This is a genomic window from Bradyrhizobium sp. BEA-2-5 (genome assembly GCF_032918025.1).
Lineage (GTDB): Bacteria > Pseudomonadota > Alphaproteobacteria > Rhizobiales > Xanthobacteraceae > Bradyrhizobium > Bradyrhizobium pachyrhizi.
The window spans coordinates 2,074,157-2,096,110 of record NZ_CP136629.1 but is presented as its reverse complement, the minus strand read 5'-3'; the positions used below and the strand labels follow the sequence as shown (position 1 = coordinate 2,096,110).

The following is a 21,954-nucleotide window of genomic DNA, read 5'->3' as shown; positions in this document are numbered from 1 at the left end:
CAATAGGAGACATGCTCAGGCTGCCTTCGCCGACTGCAGCTTCGGCGCCTTGACGCGCGTCACGCTGTGACGACCGTCGACGCTGACAGGCACTTCCCCATCGATGGTGGCGCGGCGGACGACGCGGTGCTGATCGCCATAATCGTTGACGGCGTAGTGCTGGGTTGCCCGGTTGTCCCAGATCGCGAGGTCACCGGCCTGCCAGGTCCAGCGTACGGTGTTCTCGGGAGCCGTGATGCGGGACTGGAACAGATCGAACAGCTTCTGGCCGTCATATTTCGGCAGGCCGACAAAGCGCTGGACGAAATTGCCAAGCACCAACGTGTGCTCGCCCGTTTCGGGATGAACCCGCACGACCGGATGCTCCGTCTCATAGATCGTGCCGGTAAAAACCTCGTCGAAATGCTTGCGATCCGCTTCGCTCGCGGGCGTCTTCACCGCGTAGTCGTAAGCGTTGCTGTGGACCGCCCAGAGCTCGTCGGCAAGCTTGCGCAGCGGCGCCGGCAGGTCGAGATAGGCCGCCGCCGTGTTCGACCACACGGTATCGCCGCCGTATGGCGGGATCACAACGCCACGCAGCACCGAGATTTTCGGATAGGCATCGACGAAGGTGACGTCCGTGTGCCACTGGTCTGCACGACCGCCGCCACGACCTGAATCGAGCTCCAGGATCGATGAAGTGCCCTTGGTCGCACCGACCGTCGGATGCGGCACGAGCTTACCGAGCCTGACCGCGAAGCGCTCCTGCTCGGCGTCGTCGAGGTGCCCTTGGTCGCGAAAGAAGATCACCTTGTGCTCGAGCAGCACCTGGTTGACAGCGCGGATGACCGCGTCGGGCAGGTCACCCGACAGCTTCACATTCTTGATTTCGGCACCGAGCCGGGCCGCACGTTTGACGATATCGGCGCGCGGAATGACGTTGTCGATGGTGATCGTGCTGCTCATGATGTTGGTCTCGTCGCCGCGATCCCCTGGACAAGGCTCCGCCATGCGCCGGTCGCGGAAACGACGGCGGAGATGAATGATGTAGTCGTGATCCTCGCTATTCCGCCGCGATGGGCTGCGGCGGTCGCCAGACAGCCGGTGCATAGAGCTCGGCGGTGAAATCCTCCGCGATCTCTCCGTTGATGCGCGCCTCGTGAGATGCAAGGTCGGCCAGGAACAGATCGCGGCTGATCCTGGCCGTGATCCCCGGAATGTCGCGCTTGAAGCTTGGAACGTCGCCGATCGGCAGGCCGAAGCTGACAAGTGCTGCCGGGTTGAAGACGTGAATGTCCTTCAGATACGGCGCGCGGCCCGGAACTTTCTCCAGATACTCGTGCCCGGTCCCGAGATAAGGATAGGCCGCCAGGCGATCGTCCTTCTCGTCGTCAGGCGGCACGAAGCGATTTCGCCACAGCAGGATTTCGTCGGCGAAGTCGCCGAGCTCTGACTGCGCGCCCAGATCGACGGAATAGCCTGTCCCCGCAATCGCGAAATCGAACGCGAAATCGCCCTGCGGAGTGATCGCGACCGGCCGCCCCCCCTTCAATTGCGCCGAGGTCCACGGTGCGCCCAGGTGCAGATGAAAATTGGGGAAGGCTACCGCGCGCGAGATCGCATCCGGCGGCGGGGTCGACCCAGCCTGCCTGAACCGGATCGCCTGATGCCAGCGCACCCCGTCGGGCAGGCTGCCATAATTGTCATAGGCTCCCGGGTAGCCGCGGATCCGAATGACCGGCAACGCGGCCACGGTTTCCCGGCGCGCAAACAGGTGAACGTCACGCGCTCCGGCCTCAAGGGCCGCGGCCGCCGCATCGAAGGCCGACGCAGCACTCCCGACCACCGCAACGGAGAGACCACGCAGCGTCCTGAAATCGATCTTCTCCGATGTGTGCGCATGGAATCGTTTCGGCAGGGCCCGCAGCGCGTCGGGGACATAGGCGCCCCCGCTACCCGCAAAGCCGGTTGCGAGCACCAGCTTGCGCGTGGTCTCGATGGTCGTGACCCCGCTCCGCTCCAGATGTAACCGTAGATGATCGGCTGCGGGCTCGATGCGGAGCAGCCGCGTACCGTAACGAATGCCGACGCCGGTCACGCGGCGATACCAGTCGAGATAGGCCGCCCAGTCGAGCCGCGGAATCCGATCGAGCGCGTCGAAGGCCGCCGCGCCATGGCGCGCTTCATACCATGCCTGGAAACCGAGCCCGGGCAGACCGAGCTCCGGACCTGGAAGCGTCTTCGGGGTGCGAAGCTTGTGCATTCGCGCGCTCGTCAGCCACCCGCCGGCCTTGCCGGCGTCGGCGGCGACATCGATCACCGAGACCTTGCCGATCCCGGCGCGCCGAAACGCAAACGCGAAGGCCGCGCCGGATTGGCCACCGCCGACCACGACGACGTTGTGATCGATTCCGTCGCGATCAGGCACCCAGTTCTGCGGGTCGGCCCCGATCAGCCGGAGGGCCTCGCGGGCGACGCTGTCGGGATCGGATTGCGGCATGAATGACCACCTCGCTTTGACGTTGCAAATCGTAAAAGCGATCGACATTCAGTCAATGAAACGAAATCAGCTTTGTTTTTGATAGCAGGCAATGTTCGCGTCGTGGACAACGCGGGCATTGAAATATTTGCGATGATCGCCGCCTGACCGATCACCTCATGTGCGTTGCGACGTGCGGGATCGGCGCGATCGATCGGGAGAACTTCCCAAATCATACGTCGCCGGGATCGGCGCGATCGCACTCATCTCCGGTGAACGACGAACTCGTCACGTTCATGCTCGCTTGCCGTGCAACAACGCAAATTCATTTCACCGCCGCCGACATAGAGTCTGACGCAACGCACGCGCCTGACGTCGACGCGCGGCGAGCAACGATGGATCTCTCGAAATGCCGCGAACTGCTGGCGACATCAGCCTTGAACACGATACTCCGGAGCTCGCCCGCTCCTATGATGAAGCTGGACTCGTTCAATTTCGCCACGGCAAGTTCCTGATCGGGCCGCTCGCCACGCTGCGGGAGATCCGGCGCGTGCTCAGGCCCGGCGGCCGCCTCGGATTGAATGTGCAGGATCCGTCCAGGCCGCACCAGTCGCGCCAGCTGCTTCGTCGCGCCATCATCGAGGCGGGTCTTGCCGGCGATCGCCAGGACTCGAACCCGGTGCTCGGATCGACCGACGAGGAGCTCAAATCGCAGTTCGCGGCACACGGCTTCGCCGGCTACCGCAGCGAGCTGCGCGCGCTGATCGATATCCACGACGATGCGGCATCGCTGCTGCAGTGGTCGGAAGCGAGCGCATTCGGAAATTTCCTCGAAGCGTTCACCCCTCACGAGCGCGAACGGGTGCGCCGCACCTTCGCGCGCCTTGTCGAAGAAAAGCGCACGCCCGAAGGTTTGAAGCTGGAGCGCTACCTGCGCTTCGCATTTGCGCACAAGGCGCCGTTCCACCAATAACGATCAGCAGAACTCACGAGATCCGAGATGAGCAAACAACAGCTTTCCCTTAATCTCTTTATTTATCCCGGCGGCCATCACGAGGCGGCATGGCGCTACAAGGGGTCTGCGGCGGATCGCATCCTTGACGTCAGCTATTACCAGGAACTGGCGCAACGCGCCGAAGCGCACAAGTTCGACGCGGTCTTCTTCGCCGACGGGCCGGTGCTCTCGGATAACGTCCGCTACGCGCAGCGCTTCCGGCTCGAGCCGATCACCTGGCTGGCCGCGATCGCCGTCGCCACGAAACGGATCGGCCTGATCGCGACCGCTTCAACCACCTACACCGAACCCTACAATCTCGCTCGGCTGTTCGCGTCGCTCGATCACCTCAGCCGCGGGCGTGCAGGATGGAACATCGTGACGACAAGCTCGCCACAGGCAGCGCAGAACTTCGGCTTGTCCGAGCATCCACCTCACCACGAACGCTACGAGCGGGCGCGGGAATATATCGATGTCATCACGCGGCTGTGGGACAGCTGGGAAGACGACGCCGTGGTGAACGATCCCGCATCCGGCATTTTCGCCGATATGGGAAAGATCCATCCGATCGATCACGTCGGAAAGCACTTCCGGGTGCGCGGCCCGCTCAACATCTCGCGGACGCCGCAGGGACGGCCGGTCTATGTCCAGGCGGGTTCGTCTGATGACGGACGCGCCTTTGCCGCGCGCTATGCCGAAGCGATCTTCACCGCGCATCAGACGCTGGCGAGCGCCCAGGAGTTCTATGCGGACATCAAGCGGCAGGCGCGCGCCTTCGACCGCAGCCCCGATCAGGTCAGGATCCTGCCGGGCATCAGTCCGTTCATCGCTAGCACGCAGGCCGAAGCCGACCTGTTGCAGGACGAGTTCAACGAGCTGATCCAGCCGGAATACTCGTTGACCCAACTTCGCCAGATGATCGGGCTCGACCTCTCCGGCTTCGACCTCGACGGTCCCTTTCCGCGCCACCTGATCGACACCGGCAGCGCCCGCGGGGTCGCCAGCCGCTTCAAGCTGATCGTCGACATCATCGATCGCGAAAAGCCCACGATCCGCCAGCTGGTGCAGCGCCTCGCCGGTGCGCGCGGGCATTGGGTCATCGCCGGCCCCCCGGAAAAGATCGCCGACAACATCCAGACCTGGTTCGAGAACGGCGCAGCCGACGGTTTCAACGTCATGCCTCCGTGGCTGCCGGGCGGGTTCGACCTGTTCGCCGAACAGGTCGTGCCGATCTTGCGCAAGCGCGGCCTCTTCCGCGACGAGTACAGCGGCACGACGCTGCGCGACCATTACCAACTGAGCCGGCCGCAAAGCGTGTTTTCCGGATCGATCAAGGCGATCGCCTGACGTGATCGAAACCGCCGACCCCGCGTCAGCCGGATCGCTATTTGCCCACAGCCCAAGGATTTGAGAATTCAATGACCACTGCGCGCGTCCTGTTCCTTTCGACCCTGCTCATTCTCGGTGCTCTTACCGGCGCCGCCCTGCACGCGGAGACATCAGCCAAATCCGATCTGAAAGTCGGCTTCGTGCCGGGCCCCTACATCGACGAATTCAAGGTTGGCGTCGCGCCGGAACTCGAGAAGAAGGGCTACCGTGTCCGCTATGTCGAGTTTTCGACCGGGCTGGAAGCCAATAATGCAGTGTTCAAGGGCGAGATCGACGCCAACGTCATGCAGCACACGATCTTCCTGAACTCGTACAACGAGCGGCAGCAAACCGACCTCGTCGGCATCGTCCACGTCCCGACGCCCCCGATGGCGCTTTACTCGAAGAAGCACCCGGTCGGCTCGCCGATCAAGCCCGGCTCGACCGTGGCCGTGCCCAACGATCCCGTCAATCTGCAGCGCGCGCTCTGGATCCTGCGCGATCTCGGCCTCGTCGAGATTCGCGAACTCCAAGCCGGTCGATGTCAGCGAACTCGACGTGATCAAGAACCCCGGCGGCATCAAGATCGTGCCGCTGGAAGCGGCACAGGCGCCGCGCGCGCTCGATGACGTTGATTTCGCCGCCATCCAGGGCAACTTCGCGATCTACAGCGGCTTGAAGCTGACCAATGCATTTGCCCTGGAGAAGATGACGACGCCCTATATCAATGTGGTCGCGGTGAAGCAGGCCAATGCAGGCTCGCCGTGGGCGCAGGACATCGTCGCCGGCTACAAATCACAGACGTTCAAGACCACGATCCTCTCCGACCGCTTCTATGACGGGTTTACCTTGCCGGATTACCTGAAGCGCTAGACCCAGCCACCATCCACGATATGGCTCTGGTTGGTGCAGGCACCGCTGTCATCGGCGGCAAAGAACAGCACGACACGGGCGATGTCATCAGGCACGAGTTTGCGCTTGAGGCATTGGCGCTGCATCAGCTCGGCCACGCCTTCAGACGTCAACCACAGATCCTGCTGCCGCTGGGTCATGATCCATCCGGGCAGGATGGAATTGACCCGTATGTTGTGCGGCCCGAGATCGCGGGCCAGCGCCCGGGTGAGGCCCTGAACGGCTGATTTGGCCGTTGTGTAGCAGGGCATGTTGCCCTGGCCGATCACCCAGCTCACCGAGCCGATGTTGACGATCGAACCGCCCCCTGCCTGCTTCATGTCCGGCGCGACCGCCTGGGCGCTGAAGAACTGGTGTTTCAGGTTGACGGCGATCCGCTCGTCCCAGAATTCCGGTGTGACATCCTCGATCGCGTGACGGTCGTCGCGGGCCGCATTGTTGACCAGGATGGTGACCGGCCCGAGCGCCTCGCGGATGCCGGCGACTGCGCGCCGCAGCGCGCCGATGTCGCGCAGATCGGCATGTTCGAAGTGCACGCGGGCTTGTGCCCCGAGATCGGACAGCAGCTGCTCCGACGACGCCAGATCGATATCGATGAATCCGACCCGCGCGCCCTGGCCGATGAACCGGCGGACGATCGCCTCGCCGATGCCGGAACCGCCGCCGGTGACCAGTACGGTCCGGTCCTTGAGACTTGGATAGATGGCGCCCTGCATTGGCATCCTCTCGATTTTGGCGCCTGAAGGGCGTCGGTTGCGTTGCTGCGGCTCAGGCAAGAGGGCCACAGATTCCGAAGTTCACTCGGTTGTCTCCATGAGGCTGCGGTCCACGACCCGCAGCGTCCGCCGCACCATGCCGTCGACGATGGTCGCCGACTCGCTTGGACGCACATATATCGCCGTGGACTTGAGCAGCCACGGCAGCACCGCCTGGTCGAGCCTCTCCTCATAGGCACTGCGCATCATGTCGAATGCCTGCAGGCCAGGACCTGCGAGGATGACATGATGCGGGCGCAGCACCGATATCGTCGTGGCGACCGCTTCGGCAAGCGCGTGGCCCGCCTGCTGGAACAAGTGCTCGAGACGGGAATCGCCGCTCCGTGCCCGATCGCGTAGCAGAGCCATCTGCGCCTCGGACGGCTGCTGCGACGCCGCCGGCGGCAGGTCGAGAAAGGTGCGGGCATCGCGGTAAAGCGCATAATCGGCAAGATGGGCCTCGATGCAGCCGCGCTGACCGCAGCGGCATTGCGGGCCGTTCAGCGCCAACTTGACATGACCGATCTCACTGCCCGCGCCGGCACCCCAGCGCGCTTCACCGTCGACAATGATGCCCATGCCGACGCCGTGGCCCACCATGATCGTGGCCGTGAGGCCCTGCGCCAGTGCCGGTTCGGCGGCAGCGAGGGACAGCGCGACCGCGACCGCGTCGTTCGCCATCACGACCTCGGCACCGAACGCCTGGCGGATCGGCTTGGCAAGATCGACGTCGGTGATCGACAGCGCCGGGCTCCACAGATGCCGGCCGGTATCGCCGTCGACGATGCCTTGCAGCGCTATTCCGATTCCGAGCAAGCGATGTCGCGGCGTGGCGGTCGCCTCAAGCATGGCGTCGATCTGTGCGATCACGAGCTCGCATAATGCGCTTGCATTGAGCGCGCGCGTCGCGAGTTCAAGTCGCGATTGCGCTAGGGCGGAGCCGCTGAAATCGGCGATCAGTGTCTCGACCAGATTCATGCGCAGCGAGACCGCGATGATGCGGCCAAATTCGGGATTCAGGGTCAGCAGGACTGCCGGCCGGCCGCGGCGACGGCCGCCATCCGTGTCCTCTTCGTCGGCGTCGTCGGGCCACAGCGTCGCCGCATCTGTCTCGGCTTCGCACAGCAGGTCTTCCGCCATCAGCTTCGACGTGATGGCCGAAATGGCGGGGAAGCTCAGGCCCGTGCTGCGTGCGAGCTCGACCCGCGGCAACGGCCCCTGGCGTCGCAGGACCTCGACGAGACGGCCGGGGTTCGATCCGCGGGCCAGGCTCGAAGCACGTCTCAACGGCTCGGGCTGTTCGTTCATATTGCGTTTTTTAATTCTCTTGATGAAATTATTCAACGCAGGCTACTCGTTTGCGGGTCAAAAAGCGCGGATAGCGACTGAAATACGTCACTCCTATACTGTTATTGGCTGAAGATGTGATCATTAACATCCTTGACTGGACATTTTGTCGCGCTAATTTATTCGTTACGTGAATAAAATAAGGCGTGAAAAGCGCCGAGCGTGAAATCCCCTCACCGAGGGTGTCGACAGGGAGGTGCATATGAATGTCTCAACCAGAAAATTGATCGTGCCGCTCTTGGCGGGCGCAGCCGCGTTCGCCATGGCGACGGGGGTAGCACAGGCACAGCAGAAAAAGACCATTGCGCTGGTGACCAATGTCGCGGCCGACTTCTGGACCATCGCGGGCCGCGGGCTTGAGAAGGCGCAGAAGGAGCACCCGGACTACAATATCGAATTGATCGTCACCAATGAAGGGACGGCGGCCGGCCAGCGGCGCGAACTGGACGATCTGCTGGTGCGCGGCGTCGCCGGTATCTCGATCTCGGTCGACGATGCACCGCATGCAACCGAAGAACTCAACAAGGTTGCGGCCAAGACCGTGCTAATCACCACGGACAGTGACGCGCCGCAGAGCAATCGCCTCGCCTATATCGGCACCGACAACGTCGCGGCAGGGCGGCAGGCCGGCGAGGAGATCAAGAAGGCGCTGCCGAACGGCGGCAAGATCGCGCTGTTCGTCGGAACGATGGACGCCGACAACGCCCGCGAGCGGGTGCAGGGCATCAAGGAAGCGATCGCCGGCACCAAGGTCGAACTGGTCGACGTGTTCACCGACCAGGTGGACTTCGCCAAGGCCAAGGCGAACATGGAGAACGTGCTCGTCAAATATCCCGACATCGCGCTGCTGTCCGGCCTGTGGAGCTACGAGACGCCGCTGATTTATGACGCGGTGAAGGCCGCAGGCAAGGCCGGCAAGGTGAAGATCGTCGGCTTCGACGAGGATCAGCGGACGCTGCGCGGCATTTCCGACGGCACGATCGAATCCACGGTCGTGCAGCAGCCCTACGAGTTCGGCTATCTCTCCGCCACCAACATCATCAAGACGCTGAACGGCGACAAGTCCTGGATTCCGAAGGACAGCAAGCTGATCGTGCCGACCGAGGTGATCAGCAAGACCAACGTCGCGGAGTTCGCCGCACATCTGAAGGAACTGCTCAAGAAGTAACTTCAGACGGCTTCAACGCCCGACCGACACAGGCCGCCGGGCGTTGTGCAGGAGGACATGCCGAATGGCGGAAACGCTGCTGGAACTCAGCGGAATCAGCAAGACCTATCCCGGCGTCAAGGCGCTCGACGACGTTAATTTGCGCGTCAATCGCGGCGAGGTGCTGGGCCTGATCGGCGAGAACGGTGCCGGCAAATCGACGCTGATGCGCGTGCTCGCCGGCGTGATCGCGCCGAGCGCTGGCGTGATCCGCATCGGCGGCACCGAGCACGCCCGGATGACGGTGACCGAGGCGATGCGATCTGGCATCGCCTTCGTGCACCAGGAACTGAACCTGTTCGAGAATCTCGACGTCGCGGCCAATGTCTTCATCGGACGCGAGAAGCTGGCCGGCGGCCCGCTGAAGCTGGTGGACAATGCGCAGATGCACGCCCGCGTGATGCCGCTGCTGGAACGGCTGGGCGCCGATTTCATGCCGGGCACGCTGGTCGAGAATTTGTCGATCGCGGAGCGCCAGATGGTGGAGATCGCCAAGGCGCTCTCGATCGACGCCCGCGTTATCATCATGGACGAACCGACCTCCAGCCTGACGATTTCGGAGACGGAACGGCTGCTCGAGGTGATTGCCGACCTGAAGACGCACGGCATCTCGGTGATTTATATCTCTCACCGGCTCGGCGAGATCATGAGCTGCGCCGATCGCGTCGTGGTACTGCGCGACGGGCGCACGGTGGGGGAATTGGCGCGCGACGAGCTCAGCCACGCCGCCATGATCCGGCTGATGATCGGCCGCGACCTGAAGGCGCTGTATACACCGCCGTCCTGCACGCCGCAGCCCGGCGGCTGCGATGTCGCCGGCGTCGTGACCACTGCCTTTCCTGACCGGCAGATCAATCTGTCCGTGCTGCGCGGCGAGATCCTCGGCCTCGCCGGGCTCGTCGGCGCTGGCCGCACCTCGCTTGCCCGCGCGGTGTTCGGCGTCGATCCGCTGCTGGGCGGCGAGATCCGGATCGACAACGCCCCGGTCCGCGTCGCCTCGCCGCGTGACGCGATCAGGCAAGGAATCTACCTGGTGCCCGAGGATCGCAAGAAATCCGGCCTGGTGCTGGAACTGCCGATCCGGGAGAACGTGACGCTCGCGAGCCTGCTGGATCATGCGCGGATGTGGCTGGTCAACGGCGCGGCCGAGCGCAGAATCGCCGAAGACCAGGCCAGGCGGCTGTCCATCAAGGCGCCGAGCATCGACATCGAAGCCGTCACACTCTCCGGCGGCAACCAGCAAAAAGTGGTGCTGGGCAAGTGGCTCTCCATGCAGCCGCGCGTGATGTTCTTCGACGAGCCGACCCGCGGCATCGATGTCGGCGCCAAGAGCGAGATCTACGCGCTGATGCGCAGCCTCGCCGACCAGGGCGTCGCGATCGTGATGATCTCCTCGGACATGGAGGAAGTCATCGGCGTCTCCGACCGGGTGGCGGTGATGCATGAAGGCAGTGTCAGCGGCGTGATCGAGCGCGACCAGTTCAGCGAATACAACGTGTTGAGACTGGCGGTCGGCCAAGCACTCGAAACCATGGAGGCCGCTGCGCCATGATGAAGAAGGAACTCGGCCTGTTCTTGCTGCTGGCGGTGATCTCCGCCATCACCGGCGCGATCAATCCGGCCTTCCTGTCGTTCGTGAATCTGCTGAACATGGCCAATCTGATCGGCCTGTTCGGTGTGTTCGCGCTGGGTGAAGGTCTCGTCATCATCACCGGCGGAATCGATCTTTCGCTCGGCTCGATGTTCGCGCTGCTCGGCGTCATCTTCATCGACCTGCTGACGACCTATCAGGTGCCCTGGCCGTTCGCGCTGCTGCTGGTCCTGATGGGCGGGCTTGCGCTGGGCGGCATCCAGGGCTTCCTGATCACGCGGCTGAAAATGCAGCCCTTCATCGTAACGCTGTGCGGCTTGCTGATCTATCGCGGCGCCGCGCGCTATTACACCAGCGATTCGACGCGCGGCTTCGGCTACGGCGACGAGGCGAGCACGCTGAGCAACATCGCCTCCGGTAATATTGCGGGCATCCCGAACACCTTCATCTTCCTGATCATCCTTGCGCAGATCCTCGGCGTCCTGTTGCACCGCTCGGTCTACGGGCGCTGGCTTTATGCCGTGGGCAAGAACGAGGAAGCGGCGCGCTTCTCCGGCATCAACACCAATCTCGTGATCGCGACCGCCTATGTCATCAGCGGCGGGCTCGCCGGCGTCTCGACCGTGATGTTCGTGTTCTACACCAACTCGGTCTCTCCGAGCTCGTTCGGCAACTTCTACGAACTCTATGCGATCGCAGCAGCCGTCCTCGGCGGCTGCAGCTTGCGCGGCGGCGAGGGCTCCATTCTGGGCATCGTGCTCGGGACGGCGTTGCTGCAGGTGCTGCAGAACCTCGTGAACATCCTCGGCATTCCCAATTCGCTGAACTTCGCGGTGATGGGGACCGTGATCCTGATCGGTGTGCTGGCGGATCAGCAATTGCAGGCCCGTCGACGGCGCAAGGCCGCGCTCGCAGGCCTCGCCCGCACTGCGCCAAGACCGAAGGAAAGCACAATTCTGCAAGGCGCGGCTCCGCATAGCGCGGCTGCGTTGCCGACGACGACGGGCGATCAGGCATGACAACTCGAAAAGGAAGGACCCGGACCGGGAATATGGTCGCGGCAGCTTGAGTAGAGGAACGAGGGGAAGGAGTTCGAGGCGCAAGATCAATCAAGCTCGCGGCGCTCGTATCCAGATTGGCGCGCAGGCCTGGCCCAGCTGAGCCGCAGGCAGACCCCTCGCCGCCGTCTTGAAGGGCTTTGCGCGCGCACGGATTCTATCTCTGGTTGAATGATCGATGCACTGAAACGACCACGTTACCCGCTGAAGGGCTTTGGGCGGGAACGTGGCACAAAAATAGACAAAGCCGGGGACGCTGGGAGCGCAGAAAATGTCACTTAGGTCTGTAAACACCGCGCGGGCGTGCGGCGTGGGGATGGCGTTGTTATCTCTGTTCAGCGGCGGCGGCGCGCATGCGGCCGATCTCATGACGAAGGCTCCGCCGGTGCCTTACACGGAGACCGATGATTTCTGGACAAGACCATATCTGTTCGGCGATCTCGGCAGGACGCAACTAAAGGAGCGAGGGATTTCGCTGGCCCTGACGCTGGGCGACGAAGCCGTCGGCAATTTGTCGGGCGGCAACAGGAACACCGCGACCCAAGCCGGACAGCTTTTCTTTCAGGCCAAGTTCGACATGGCAAAACTTGCCGGCATCCAGGGCGGCACGGTTGGCCTCACGCTGGTCGACCGCTTCGGCCGCAACCTGAATGACGAGGCGGGAATTCCGGCGCTGCAGCTGACCAACGAAGTGTTCGGCCGCGGCAGCATTCTTCGCCTGACCGAACTCTACTACTCGCAGAAGCTGTTCGATGATCGCCTTGAACTCAAGGGCGGCCGTCTTCCGGTCGGCTCCGACTTCTTCTTTGGTCTCTGCGAGTTCATCAACCTGACCTTCTGCGGCGGCCAGCCCGGCAACATCCAGGGTGGCTACATCTACAATTGGCCGGTGAGCCAATGGGCCGGTGTGGTGCACTACAACTTCGCCAAGGAATGGCAGCTTTCGGTCGGCGTCTACGATGCCAACCCGAACTACCTGACAACGTCGGACTCCGCGACTTACTTCCTGCCGGGTGTCCCCGGCTCTAGCCCCGCCTCGGGCGTGCTGGTGCCGGTCGAGGTGGTCTGGGCGCCGAGCGGTCCGTTGAACGGGACTTGGAGATTTGGCGGCTGGTATGACAGCGCATCGACAATTGATGGCGGCCTGCCTGGGATCATTGCGATCTCTCCGGGTACCGGCGGCGTCTCGGACCAGAATCTCGGAGATTCGCGCGGTCGTTACGGCGTCTACGAATCGATCCTGCAGCGGCTGACGGTTGAAGGTCCCAAGGCACAGGGCTGGTACACCTTCCTCAATACGACTGTCGCCGACCACCGCACGTCGTACCAGGATTACCAGATCGCATTCGGCTTCAGGCACACCGGAACGTTCGCCTCCCGCCCGGAGGACGAAGTCGGCTTTGCGGTCGGTACGACCCATGTGAATACGGCTGCGCTCACGCCCAACGCCGGAGGAAACGAAGTTCCGATCGAAGCCTGGTACGGGTGGCAGGCGACGGGCTGGATGAACCTGAAGTTCGACGCCCAGTATGTGATGCATCCTGGCGGGCGCGGGTACAATGCCGCCGGCATGAAGACCGACAACGCCTGGATTCTCGGTCTGCGCACGCTGGTGCACTTCTGAGCGGAGGTGGCCAGCATGCTTGAGCAAAGCCAGCCATGGTAACCCCTCACGACGCCGGGCTAGCAGTGCCGGAGTTGAAGGTCATCGGCAAGGAGTTCGGCGCCATTCGCGCGTATGGCGTCGCCATCGCATCTGACGAGCGCTAGGGAACAACGTGAGTCCCGGTCTCGCCGGTCAGCGCGGCCATTGCGCAATTGAGGTGGCTGATGATCGCTCGCTTTCCACCACCCTCGAGAAAACGGATGGCGGCATCGACCTTGGGCCCCATGCTTCCCGGCGGAAAATGGCCCGCGCGATGATAGGCCTTGATCTCCGCCAGGCTGACCTGATCCAGCTCCCTCTTGTCGGGCTTGCCGAAATTGATCGCGACGCGGGGCACCGCGGTCAGGATCAGCAGTTCCTCGATGCCAAGCACGTTGGCGATATGGGCCGAGGTCAGGTCCTTGTCGATCACTGCCGGCACGCCGGTGCGCACGCCCCGTTCGTCGCGGATCACGGGCATACCGCCGCCGCCGCCTGCGATGACGATCGTGCCGCGCTTGACCAGCGCGTCGACCAGCGAAATGTCGCAGACATGTTTCGGTTTCGGAGACGGCACGACATGGCGCCAGCCACGCCCGGAGTCCTCGCGCATTTTCCAGTTCAACTCGGCGCTGATGCGCTGGGCTTCCTGCTCGGTGAAAAACGGTCCGACGAACTTGGTCGGATTGGCGAAGGCGGGATCGTTGGCGTCGACCTCGACCTGGGTCAGCAGGCTGGCGACGTGCCGCCCGTTGCCATGCGCGCGCAAGACGTTCTCGATCGCCTGCATCAGAAGATAGCCGATACCACCCTGGCTGTGCGCGACGCAGATGTCCATCGACATCGGCGGGATCCGGCTCATCGTCAGCATCTGGCGCATCATGATCTTGCCCACCACCGGCCCGTTGCCGTGGGTGATCACCAGCTCGTTGTCGAGCTCGGCGAGCGGCAGCAGCGCCTCGGCCGTATGCCGGGCGACGGCCTTCTGCTCGTCCGAGGTGCCGCTGATGTCTTCGGGGTGGACGGCATTGCCGCCGATCGCGATCACGAGACGGCGCGGGACCTCATTGAGTGTTCGCATAGCGCGGCATCCTGACGTCGTTGACGGAAAGAGCGAGAGCGAGGTCGCAGGCATGGGCATTCGACGGCGCCACCACGATGCCGGCGTCCTCGAGCAGCCTGATCTGCGCCGAACGCACCTGGCGATCGAGCTCGGTCCCCGTCACCGACGCAACCAGGACCGGCGCGTCATCGGCGCGGCCCGCCACGACGGCCGCCAGATGCGCTGCCGGATTGGCATGTGCGCCGTATCCGATCACGAGATCGAGCAGGATGACGGCGACCGCGGGATCGGCCAGCGCCGCCCGCAACGCATCGTCGCGCACCGAGGGATCGATCATCGGATGCGGCCGGCCCTGGGTATGTTCGTCGGCCCCGAGGTCGACGATGCGGTCCCTCCCCTGCGCCTCCGGCTCGCCGAAATGCGGGACGCCGGGAATGGCGGCGTTGGACGCCACCTTGCGGCCGCCCGCGGCAAGGATCACCTGCGCCTCGGCACAGAGCGTGCCGCCGGCGAACAGCCCTTCGATGCGCTGCGCCGCCCTGCGTCGCTGCGGTAAACGCGCAGCCACGGCGGCAGCGTCGAACGTGCCCCCAATGCTCCGGCCGTTGCCCAGGGTTTTCTCGGCCGCTTCCCTCAATGTAGTCGCAAAGCGTGCATTTGGCGGCAGATCCGCCGCGGCGGCGCCGATGAAGCACACTGTGTAGGGCTTCGAGCTCCGGCCGACCCGACCGAGCACGGCCCTGGCGACGTCCGGATGCGGCGGCTTGGAGATGAGCACGACGTGATCGGTCTCGGGATCGGCATCAAGGGCGTCGATCGCCATCAATGTCGTGATGCCGCCAATCTCCTTCTTCAAATCCCGTCCGCCGACGCCGATGGCGTGGGAAATGCCTTCGCCCGCCTCGGACAGCAGGCACGACACCTCCTGCGTACCGGTCCCCGATGCGCCGATGATCCCGATCCTCCCGCGCTTCAGCCGGTTGGCGAAGGCGAGCGGCGCGCCGCCGATGATCGCGGTGCCGCAGTCCGGTCCCATCATCAAGAGGCCCGCTTCGCGCGCCTGCTGCTTCAGCGACAATTCATCCGCAATCGAGACATTGTCGCTGAACATCAGGACATGAAGTCCGCGGTTCAGCGCCTTGCGCGCTTCTGCCGCGGCGAACTCGCCGGGAACGGAGATCAGGGCGAGGTTGGCGGCGGGCGCGGCCTTGACGGCTGCGGCAATGCTGCGCGGCCGCCACGCCGCTTCGCCGGTGCTGCTCGTCTTGGGACGGTCGAGCGCCTTTTGCGCTTCGGCAAGCGCGGCGCTCGCCGCCGCTTCGCTCTCGGCCTTGATCGCGAGAATCAGATCATTGCCCTGGGCGATCACCTCGCCGTCGAGCAACCCGGCGTTGCGCAGGATCGCCTGGTTGGACGGCGTGCCCATCATCAGCGCGGCTTCGACGACGCCCGCCGCCGACGCGATCTCGCGCGACAACCGCATCAACGCCACCGAGTTCGAGATAGAAGCCTTTACGAATTTCGTTCAGGACAAACGCGCTCATGACACCCCCAGATCTTCCGCAATGGCGAGGACGGCCTGCCGGAAGCAGGCCATCGGCGCCCGCACCACGCCGGCGCCGACCTGGCCGATGCCGGGCTCGCGATGCGCGATGCCGGTGTTGATGACCGGTGCAAGGCCGGTCTCCACCACCAGGCGAACGTCGATGCCGGTCGGCACTCCGGCAAAGTCGAGCGCGGGGATCGTCCATTCCGGATTCTGCCCGACGGTGATTTCACTCATTGCCCGCGTGAAATTGCCCGCCGACGACGGCGCCCCGGCGCCAATGAATCCGGCAACCGCCGGAGCTGCCGCCATCGCGAAGCCACCAAGCCCGACCGTCTCGACGATCGCGGAGTCGCCCATGTCGGGATTGGCATCCTTGCGCGAATAGCCCGGGAAATAGAGCCCTTCCGGCATTTCCACCGGCGCCGTGAACCAGCGATCGCCCAATCCGCTGACGCGGACCCCGAAGTCGGTTCCATTGCGGCACATCGCGGTCACCACCGTCGAACCGCGAATGCCGTTGGCGGGATCGGTCAGCGCCTTGCCCATCGCCATCGCGATGTTGAGAAAGAACTGATCGTTCTGCGCGATGAAGCCAATGCAGCTTGCGAGAACCTCGTTGTCGTTCGAGGTGCGCGCCAGCGCCGACCCGATCTCGCGCAGGAACACGCTGGAGCAGGCCAGGTTGCGCTGGTGCATTTCATCGCCCATCGAGAGCCCGCGGGCGATGATCGCCTTCAGGTCGATCCCGCCATGCGCGCGGATCGACCTGGCCAGCACCGGCCCGAAGACGTCACGCAGCCAGGCGAGGCGCGCCAGCACGCTATCGTCATTGCCGCCGAAGCGCATGACCTTGCCGAGGCCCTCGTTGATGGCGCAGTAGGCGCGGTTGCCGTATTTGACGTTCTCGACGACGAACACCGGCATGGAGACCGTGGTCATCCCGGTCATCGGACCGACCGCGCCGAAATGATGGTTGGGGTGGAAGGCGACGCCGCCGCCGGCCGCGAGTTCGAAGGCGGCTTCAAGATCCGGAGCCCAGCCTTCGAACACGATCGCGCCTGCCACTGCGCCTCGCATCGGGCCGCACATTCGGTCCCACGTGATCGGCGGCCCGGCATGAAGGATCATGCGTTCCTTCAACCCTTCCAGCACATCGCGTGCCGTAACGATATCGATCAGCCTGGGCTCACCCTCGAGGATGCGGGCCAGCGCCTGCTTGTTGGCGTCTTCGATCAGCTTCATGGCCGCGCTCTCACGTACCGAGCTTGGCGAGCAGCGCCGCCATTTTGGGATCGCCGTCGGCAGGAGGCGTCCAGTCGACCTGCACGACCTCGATATCGCAGTCCCGCAAGTCTTTCACAAAGCCTGCCAGCCCGACGTTCACCACGCTCGGCTTGCTCATCAACAGACGCCCGCTCGGCGTTCCTTCCTGCTTGATCACCACTCGCGGCCTCCCTATATCCGATGCGTCGATCTTAGTAAGAAAGTTTTTACTTTGTCAAACACGCGCAGCCTTTGGTCCGAATTCCCGTCGCGTCGCATGATCGATTAGGCCCCCTGCGATTGATCGCGTCGGCGGTCCGTTGCCGGCGAGACCGGCATGATGCAGCGCGCTGTCGTTGAGCAGGCGGCACTCGATCGCGCGCACCACCATCAACGCACCTGCAAACGCATCCAGTCCGGAGCTTTGCCCGATCCTCGACAGCGCCGCGACCGCGGACTTGATACGATTGACCCGTCCGCCAATCGTCGCGTCGATGGCTTCATGCAGCGCCGCCGCCGCGAAGCCGAGCCCGGCACTTTGCAGGTGGGCGGCACTGATCTCATTGGTGCGGCCGAGATGCGCGCGACAGGTCTTCCACAGCGCGTCGCGCGTCGCGAGACGGCCGAGGCCCGCGAGCGCGACCAGCGCGCCGCCGATCAGGTCGTCGCCGGATGGCGTGAGCCCGGGACCAAGTCCGATCAATTCGACGATCTCCGGGTAGTCACGCGGTGCACATCGCTCTCCACGAAGCCCGGCCTCGATCAATCGCTTGAGCGCGGCGAGCCCCGGCGCCGCAGCAGCGAGCACCCGCGACGGCCTTGCGGCCGGCTCCGCGCCACCCGACGACGCCAGTCCCTGCTCGACCGGCAAGCGACGCCAGACCTGATCGACCATCGCAAGCCCTGCCCGCAAACTGTCGATCGTCCATTCCGGCGAAGGCGGCGGCGCCCATACGGAGGCCGTCTCGAAACCGGCAAACCGCATACCGTCGACGAGCAGCATCGTGTCGAGGATCGCAACCTCTTGTCCGGGAACGAGCAGCCGCGGCTCGATCCCGGTGCACAGAAGATGCAGCGGGCCGGAGCCGAGGTCTTTGACACCGATGCAGATCCAGCGATCGTCGAGCACCGCATAAAGGCTGCGCTCGAACACCGCCGCAATACGGCCGCGCCGTCCGCTGCGCAGCGCGCGGCGGGCAAGCACGCCGACCTCGATCACGGCACCGCCGTCGAATCGTTCTGACACGGGCGCGCCGGGCAGGTCGCGAAACGTATTGCCTGGCCGCATCACACCGATCTCCCGTTGCGCAACCATGGCGTCAGGACGCGAGCACGGCGGTTCGCGGCACGCTACTGCCGTGAGCCTCTCCGCCGAGATAGGCGGCTTCAAGCGAGGGATCCTCCGCGATGATTTCGGCCGCACCGCTCTTCAGGATGGCGCCGGTCTCGAGCAGATAGGCCCTGTCGGCAAGCGCAAGGGCTTGCCCGGCCATCTGGTCGACCACGATCAAGGTCATCCCCTCGACGCGAAGCTGCTCGAACGAGGCGAACAGCTCGTCGACGACGAGGGGCGCCAGTCCAAGCGATGGCTCGTCAAGCATGAAGACCTTGGGCGCGGTCAGGAGCCCACGCGCGACTGCGAGCATCTGTTGCTCGCCGCCCGACAAAAGGCCCGCGCGATGATTGATGCGTTCCTTCAGGCGCGGAAAGCGGGCAAACATCGCGTCGATCTCCGCATCGAGATCAAGACCCTTGCGTGCGAAGGCGCCGAGCTGCAAGTTCTGCCGCACCGTCAGCTCGGGAAACACCTGCCGTCCTTCGGGTACCAGCACGATGCCGGCCCTGGCGCGGATATGCGCCGGCATCTTGTCGACGCGGCCGCCGGACAGCCTGATCTCACCGACCGACCGCGGCGGTTCGAGACCGGCAATCGAGCGCATCAGGGTGGTTTTGCCCGCTCCATTGGCGCCGAGTACGGCGATAGCCTCGCCGGGCGCGACGGCAAGGTCGATCCCGCCGAGCGCCCGTGACAGGCCATAAAAGGCATCGAGTGTGCGGACTTCGAGTGCCGTGCCTTGTTTCGCAGGGCGCGGCGCGCGGCGCCGCTCACCGGACGGCGCGTCGCCGAGATAAGCCTTGCGGACCAGCGGATCGTTGCGGATCGCCGCCGCATCGCCGATCGCAATGCGCTTGCCGCCATCGAGAACGACGATGAGGTCGCTCAGCGACATGATCATCGGCATATCCTGCTCGACGATGATCACCGCGATCCCGGTCTCCGCGATGCGACGGAGCAGAACCGTCAGCCGCTGCTTGTCACCCTTCGAAAGACCCGCGGCCGGCTCGTCGAGCAGCAGGGCCTTCGGACGCAAGGCGAGCGCCCTCGCGATCTCGACCAGTCGCTTCTCGCCATGGGGCAGCGCGTCCGCGCGTCTGCTCAAATCGCCGTCGACACCGGCAAAGCGCAACAGCGACCGCGCAAGGCGCTCCTGCGCGTCATTGTGCAGCGCCGACACGATGTTACCGAGCTTGCCGGCCGCCGCCGCCAGAAGGACGTTCTCGATGATCGAGAGCGAACCGAATAGCTGCGTCGTCTGGAACGTTCGCGCCACTCCGACACGTGCAAGCTGGTGCGACGGCAAACCGGTGACGTCGCGGTCGCCAAGCTTCACGGTGCCGGATTTCGGACGATAGAAGCCACAAAGCAGATTCAGCGCGCTGGTTTTCCCCGCACCATTGGGGCCGATGACGCTGGTCACCGTGCCGGTTTCGGCGGTAAACGAGACGTCCTGCACGGCGCGGACACCGCCGAACGAGATCGAGAGGTTTGTGACGTCAAGACGCGACGCGCTGCTGGTCCCGATGCCGAGGTCGGCGACCGGCTCGACGTCCCCCGCACCCGTATCGGCCTTCGATCCCGTCGGCAGGAACCTTGCCGCGAATTGCTCGATCAGCCCCATGATGCCAGAGGGCGCGACCCGCAGCACGGCGAAGAGCAACACGCCAAAAGCAAGCAGACGATACTCCGCGAGATCGGACAGCATTTCCGGCAGCAGCACGACGAGCGCTGCCCCGATCATCGGCCCCATCGCCGAGCCGGCGCCGCCGACCATGACGCCGAACAGCAGCAGGATTGATTGCAGAAAGGGGAACGAACTCGGACTGATATAGCCCTGGAGGGGCGCAAACAGCGCCCCCGCCAGCGCCATCGCTGCGGCCGAGATGATGAACGCCACGGTGCGGACCCGCACGAGATCAATGCCGATCGAGCGCGTCGCAACCTCGGTGTCGCGGGCGGCACGCATGGCGTAGGCCCAGCCACTGCGCTTCAAGCGCTCGAACAGGATGAGGCCGGCGAACACCAACACGATGCCCGCGATCGCCAAATGCCGCTCCGACAGTGGAAAGCCGAACACCTCCGGCGGCGCGGTCAGGATCAGGCCGTTGCCGCCGCCCGTGAGGTCGCGCCACTCGATCGTGCCGTGCTCGACGATGAAGCCGAAGGCGATCGTCACCATCGCGAGATATGGACCTCGCACGCGCAAGGCCGGCATGGCGAGCAGGCCACCGACGACGCTGACAAGAGCAATCGCTGCAGCCGTCGCCGCAAGATAGGGCCACCCCGCCTTCTCCATCAGAAGCACGGTCGTATAGGCCCCGATCGCCATGAAACCGATGTGGCCGAGCGAGATCTGCCCGGCGAGACCGAGCAGCACGTTGAGGCCGATACAGGCGATCGCCGTCAGCGAGATGGTCGCGACCAGGAACACGCCGTAGCTGTCGGCAACGGCGGCATAGAGGATGGCGGCGGCGAGTGCCGCGACGGCGGCGAGAACGGAGACGCGGGAGGTCATACCTTTTTCACTCCGGCTCGGCCGAGCAGCCCGTGGGGGAGGACGACAAGTATCGCGATCACCGAGGCGAATGTGATGATCTGGGTGTAGACCGATCCCAGATAGTTGGTCGCGAACACTTCGATCAGGCCGAGACAGAGCCCGGCCAGCATCACGCCCCAGGCGCTGCCGAGGCCGCCGATGATCGCCGCCGCGAAGGCCTTGATGCCGAACAGCGTGCCCATTTCGGAGGACACGTTGAACAGGGGCGCGATCAGCAGCGCCGCAACGCCGGCCAGCATCGCCGAGACCGCGTAGCTTGCCGCGATGGCGCCGCTGACGTTGATGCCCATCAGCCGCGCGGCGTTCGGGTTCTGGACCACCGCGAGCATGGCGACACCGTGACGCGTCCGGCGACTGAGCAGATGAAGTGCCAGCGCCAGCAGCAATCCGACCACGGGAATCAGGAGCTGCAACGGATAGACCCCGGCGCCCTCGACGATCTGGATCGGCTTGGCCGCCAGGACCGACGGAAAGCTGCGCGGCTCCTTGCCGAAGACGAACATCATCACGTTGTCGACGATGATGCCGACCGCAACGGTCGCCATCAGCCAGTTGTCGGAGCCGCGCTGCACGAACGGCCGAACGGCAAGGCGCTCAATCAGCAGGCCGTAGACCGCGCAGACGAGCAGAACGGCGGGAATGCCGGCCGCGGCCGGCCATCCCCACAGCACGAGGAAGAAGTAGCCGGCGACGGCTCCCAGGGTCATCGAGCTGCCCTGGGAGAAATTGACCGTGCCGGAGACGGCGTAGGTGACGTGGAAGCCAAGCGCAAGCAGCCCATACATGCTCCCAAGCGCCAGCCCTGTTATCACCGCGGGAAGAAATGACATCGATGACCACCCTGCTTG

General features: G+C 64.4%; 17 protein-coding genes and 1 pseudogene. 7 read left to right on the top strand and 11 right to left on the bottom strand.

Annotated elements, in window-relative coordinates; genetic code table 11:
- Nucleotides 1-15: 15 nt before the first annotated feature.
- Entirely contained in the window at nt 16-945 is a 930-nt protein-coding gene (locus RX327_RS09775) for a TauD/TfdA family dioxygenase (RefSeq protein ID WP_317250120.1), read from the bottom strand.
- A 97-nt stretch (nt 946-1,042) separates the two neighbouring features.
- Nucleotides 1,043-2,479, bottom strand: coding sequence for an FAD-dependent oxidoreductase (locus RX327_RS09770; protein ID WP_050387592.1), 1,437 nt, complete (start codon nt 2,477-2,479; stop codon nt 1,043-1,045).
- A gap of 388 nt (nt 2,480-2,867) precedes the next feature.
- On the opposite strand from RX327_RS09770, the gene RX327_RS09765 reads away from it, so the two are divergent.
- From RX327_RS09765 to RX327_RS09755, 3 genes and pseudogenes are all read left to right on the top strand, one after another.
- A complete protein-coding gene (locus RX327_RS09765) occupies nt 2,868-3,431 on the top strand; it encodes a hypothetical protein (RefSeq protein WP_050387479.1) in 564 nt (187 codons plus the stop codon).
- A 27-nt stretch (nt 3,432-3,458) separates the two neighbouring features.
- Complete coding sequence (locus RX327_RS09760) at nt 3,459-4,799, top strand: LLM class flavin-dependent oxidoreductase (protein ID WP_317250119.1); 1,341 nt, start codon at nt 3,459-3,461, stop codon at nt 4,797-4,799.
- Between the two features lie 71 nt (nt 4,800-4,870).
- Nucleotides 4,871-5,693 (top strand): annotated as a pseudogene (locus tag RX327_RS09755) (MetQ/NlpA family ABC transporter substrate-binding protein).
- Here RX327_RS09755 and RX327_RS09750 read toward each other — a convergent pair.
- Both RX327_RS09750 and RX327_RS09745 read right to left on the bottom strand, forming a co-directional pair.
- Nucleotides 5,690-6,448 carry an SDR family NAD(P)-dependent oxidoreductase gene (locus RX327_RS09750; RefSeq protein WP_028333369.1) on the bottom strand — a complete coding sequence of 253 codons (759 nt, stop codon included), beginning with the start codon at nt 6,446-6,448 and terminating at the stop codon, nt 5,690-5,692. The pseudogene RX327_RS09755 and the gene RX327_RS09750 sit on opposite strands and share 4 nt — an antisense overlap.
- An 81-nt stretch (nt 6,449-6,529) precedes the next feature.
- Entirely contained in the window at nt 6,530-7,795 is a 1,266-nt protein-coding gene (locus RX327_RS09745; RefSeq protein WP_050387482.1) for an ROK family protein, read from the bottom strand.
- A gap of 241 nt (nt 7,796-8,036) precedes the next feature.
- Here RX327_RS09745 and RX327_RS09740 point away from each other — a divergent pair, with 241 nt between their 5' ends.
- The 4 genes from RX327_RS09740 (at nt 8,037) to RX327_RS09725 (ending at nt 13,314) form a co-directional block, all read left to right on the top strand.
- Nucleotides 8,037-9,002 (top strand): sugar-binding protein, encoded by a 966-nt coding sequence (locus tag RX327_RS09740; protein ID WP_082190794.1) that lies wholly within the window; start codon nt 8,037-8,039, stop codon nt 9,000-9,002.
- Between the two features lie 64 nt (nt 9,003-9,066).
- Nucleotides 9,067-10,593: a sugar ABC transporter ATP-binding protein gene (locus RX327_RS09735; protein WP_317250118.1), complete on the top strand. Its 1,527-nt coding sequence runs from the start codon at nt 9,067-9,069 to the stop codon at nt 10,591-10,593.
- Nucleotides 10,590-11,651: an ABC transporter permease gene (locus tag RX327_RS09730; RefSeq protein WP_028333373.1), complete on the top strand. Its 1,062-nt coding sequence runs from the start codon at nt 10,590-10,592 to the stop codon at nt 11,649-11,651. Before RX327_RS09735 ends, RX327_RS09730 begins: the two co-directional genes overlap by 4 nt.
- Nucleotides 11,652-11,961: 310 nt before the next feature.
- The gene (locus RX327_RS09725) at nt 11,962-13,314 is read left to right on the top strand and encodes a carbohydrate porin (protein WP_050387484.1); all 1,353 of its coding nucleotides are present in this window, start codon (nt 11,962-11,964) and stop codon (nt 13,312-13,314) included.
- A gap of 142 nt (nt 13,315-13,456) precedes the next feature.
- Here the strand turns inward: RX327_RS09725 and arcC are convergent, their stop codons facing one another.
- Genes arcC through RX327_RS09690 form a run of 7 tightly spaced genes read right to left on the bottom strand, consistent with a single transcriptional unit; the run spans nt 13,457 to nt 21,936 of the window.
- Entirely contained in the window at nt 13,457-14,416 is a 960-nt protein-coding gene (gene arcC, locus RX327_RS09720; protein ID WP_028333375.1) for a carbamate kinase, read from the bottom strand.
- On the bottom strand, nt 14,400-15,881 hold the full coding sequence (gene fdrA, locus RX327_RS09715; RefSeq protein WP_317250117.1) for an acyl-CoA synthetase FdrA: 1,482 nt from the start codon (nt 15,879-15,881) through the stop codon (nt 14,400-14,402). Before fdrA ends, arcC begins: the two co-directional genes overlap by 17 nt.
- 57 nt (nt 15,882-15,938) lie before the next feature.
- Nucleotides 15,939-17,189 (bottom strand): DUF1116 domain-containing protein, encoded by a 1,251-nt coding sequence (locus RX327_RS09710; RefSeq protein ID WP_028333376.1) that lies wholly within the window; start codon nt 17,187-17,189, stop codon nt 15,939-15,941.
- A gap of 10 nt (nt 17,190-17,199) precedes the next feature.
- Complete coding sequence (locus tag RX327_RS09705; protein ID WP_050387486.1) at nt 17,200-17,391, bottom strand: hypothetical protein; 192 nt, start codon at nt 17,389-17,391, stop codon at nt 17,200-17,202.
- 54 nt (nt 17,392-17,445) lie between these two features.
- A complete protein-coding gene (locus RX327_RS09700) occupies nt 17,446-18,498 on the bottom strand; it encodes a DUF2877 domain-containing protein (protein ID WP_157340700.1) in 1,053 nt (350 codons plus the stop codon).
- A gap of 31 nt (nt 18,499-18,529) precedes the next feature.
- Nucleotides 18,530-21,064, bottom strand: coding sequence for a branched-chain amino acid ABC transporter ATP-binding protein/permease (locus RX327_RS09695; RefSeq protein WP_317250116.1), 2,535 nt, complete (start codon nt 21,062-21,064; stop codon nt 18,530-18,532).
- Nucleotides 21,061-21,936 carry a branched-chain amino acid ABC transporter permease gene (locus tag RX327_RS09690; RefSeq protein ID WP_028333379.1) on the bottom strand — a complete coding sequence of 292 codons (876 nt, stop codon included), beginning with the start codon at nt 21,934-21,936 and terminating at the stop codon, nt 21,061-21,063. Before RX327_RS09690 ends, RX327_RS09695 begins: the two co-directional genes overlap by 4 nt.
- Nucleotides 21,937-21,954: the final 18 nt, after the last annotated feature.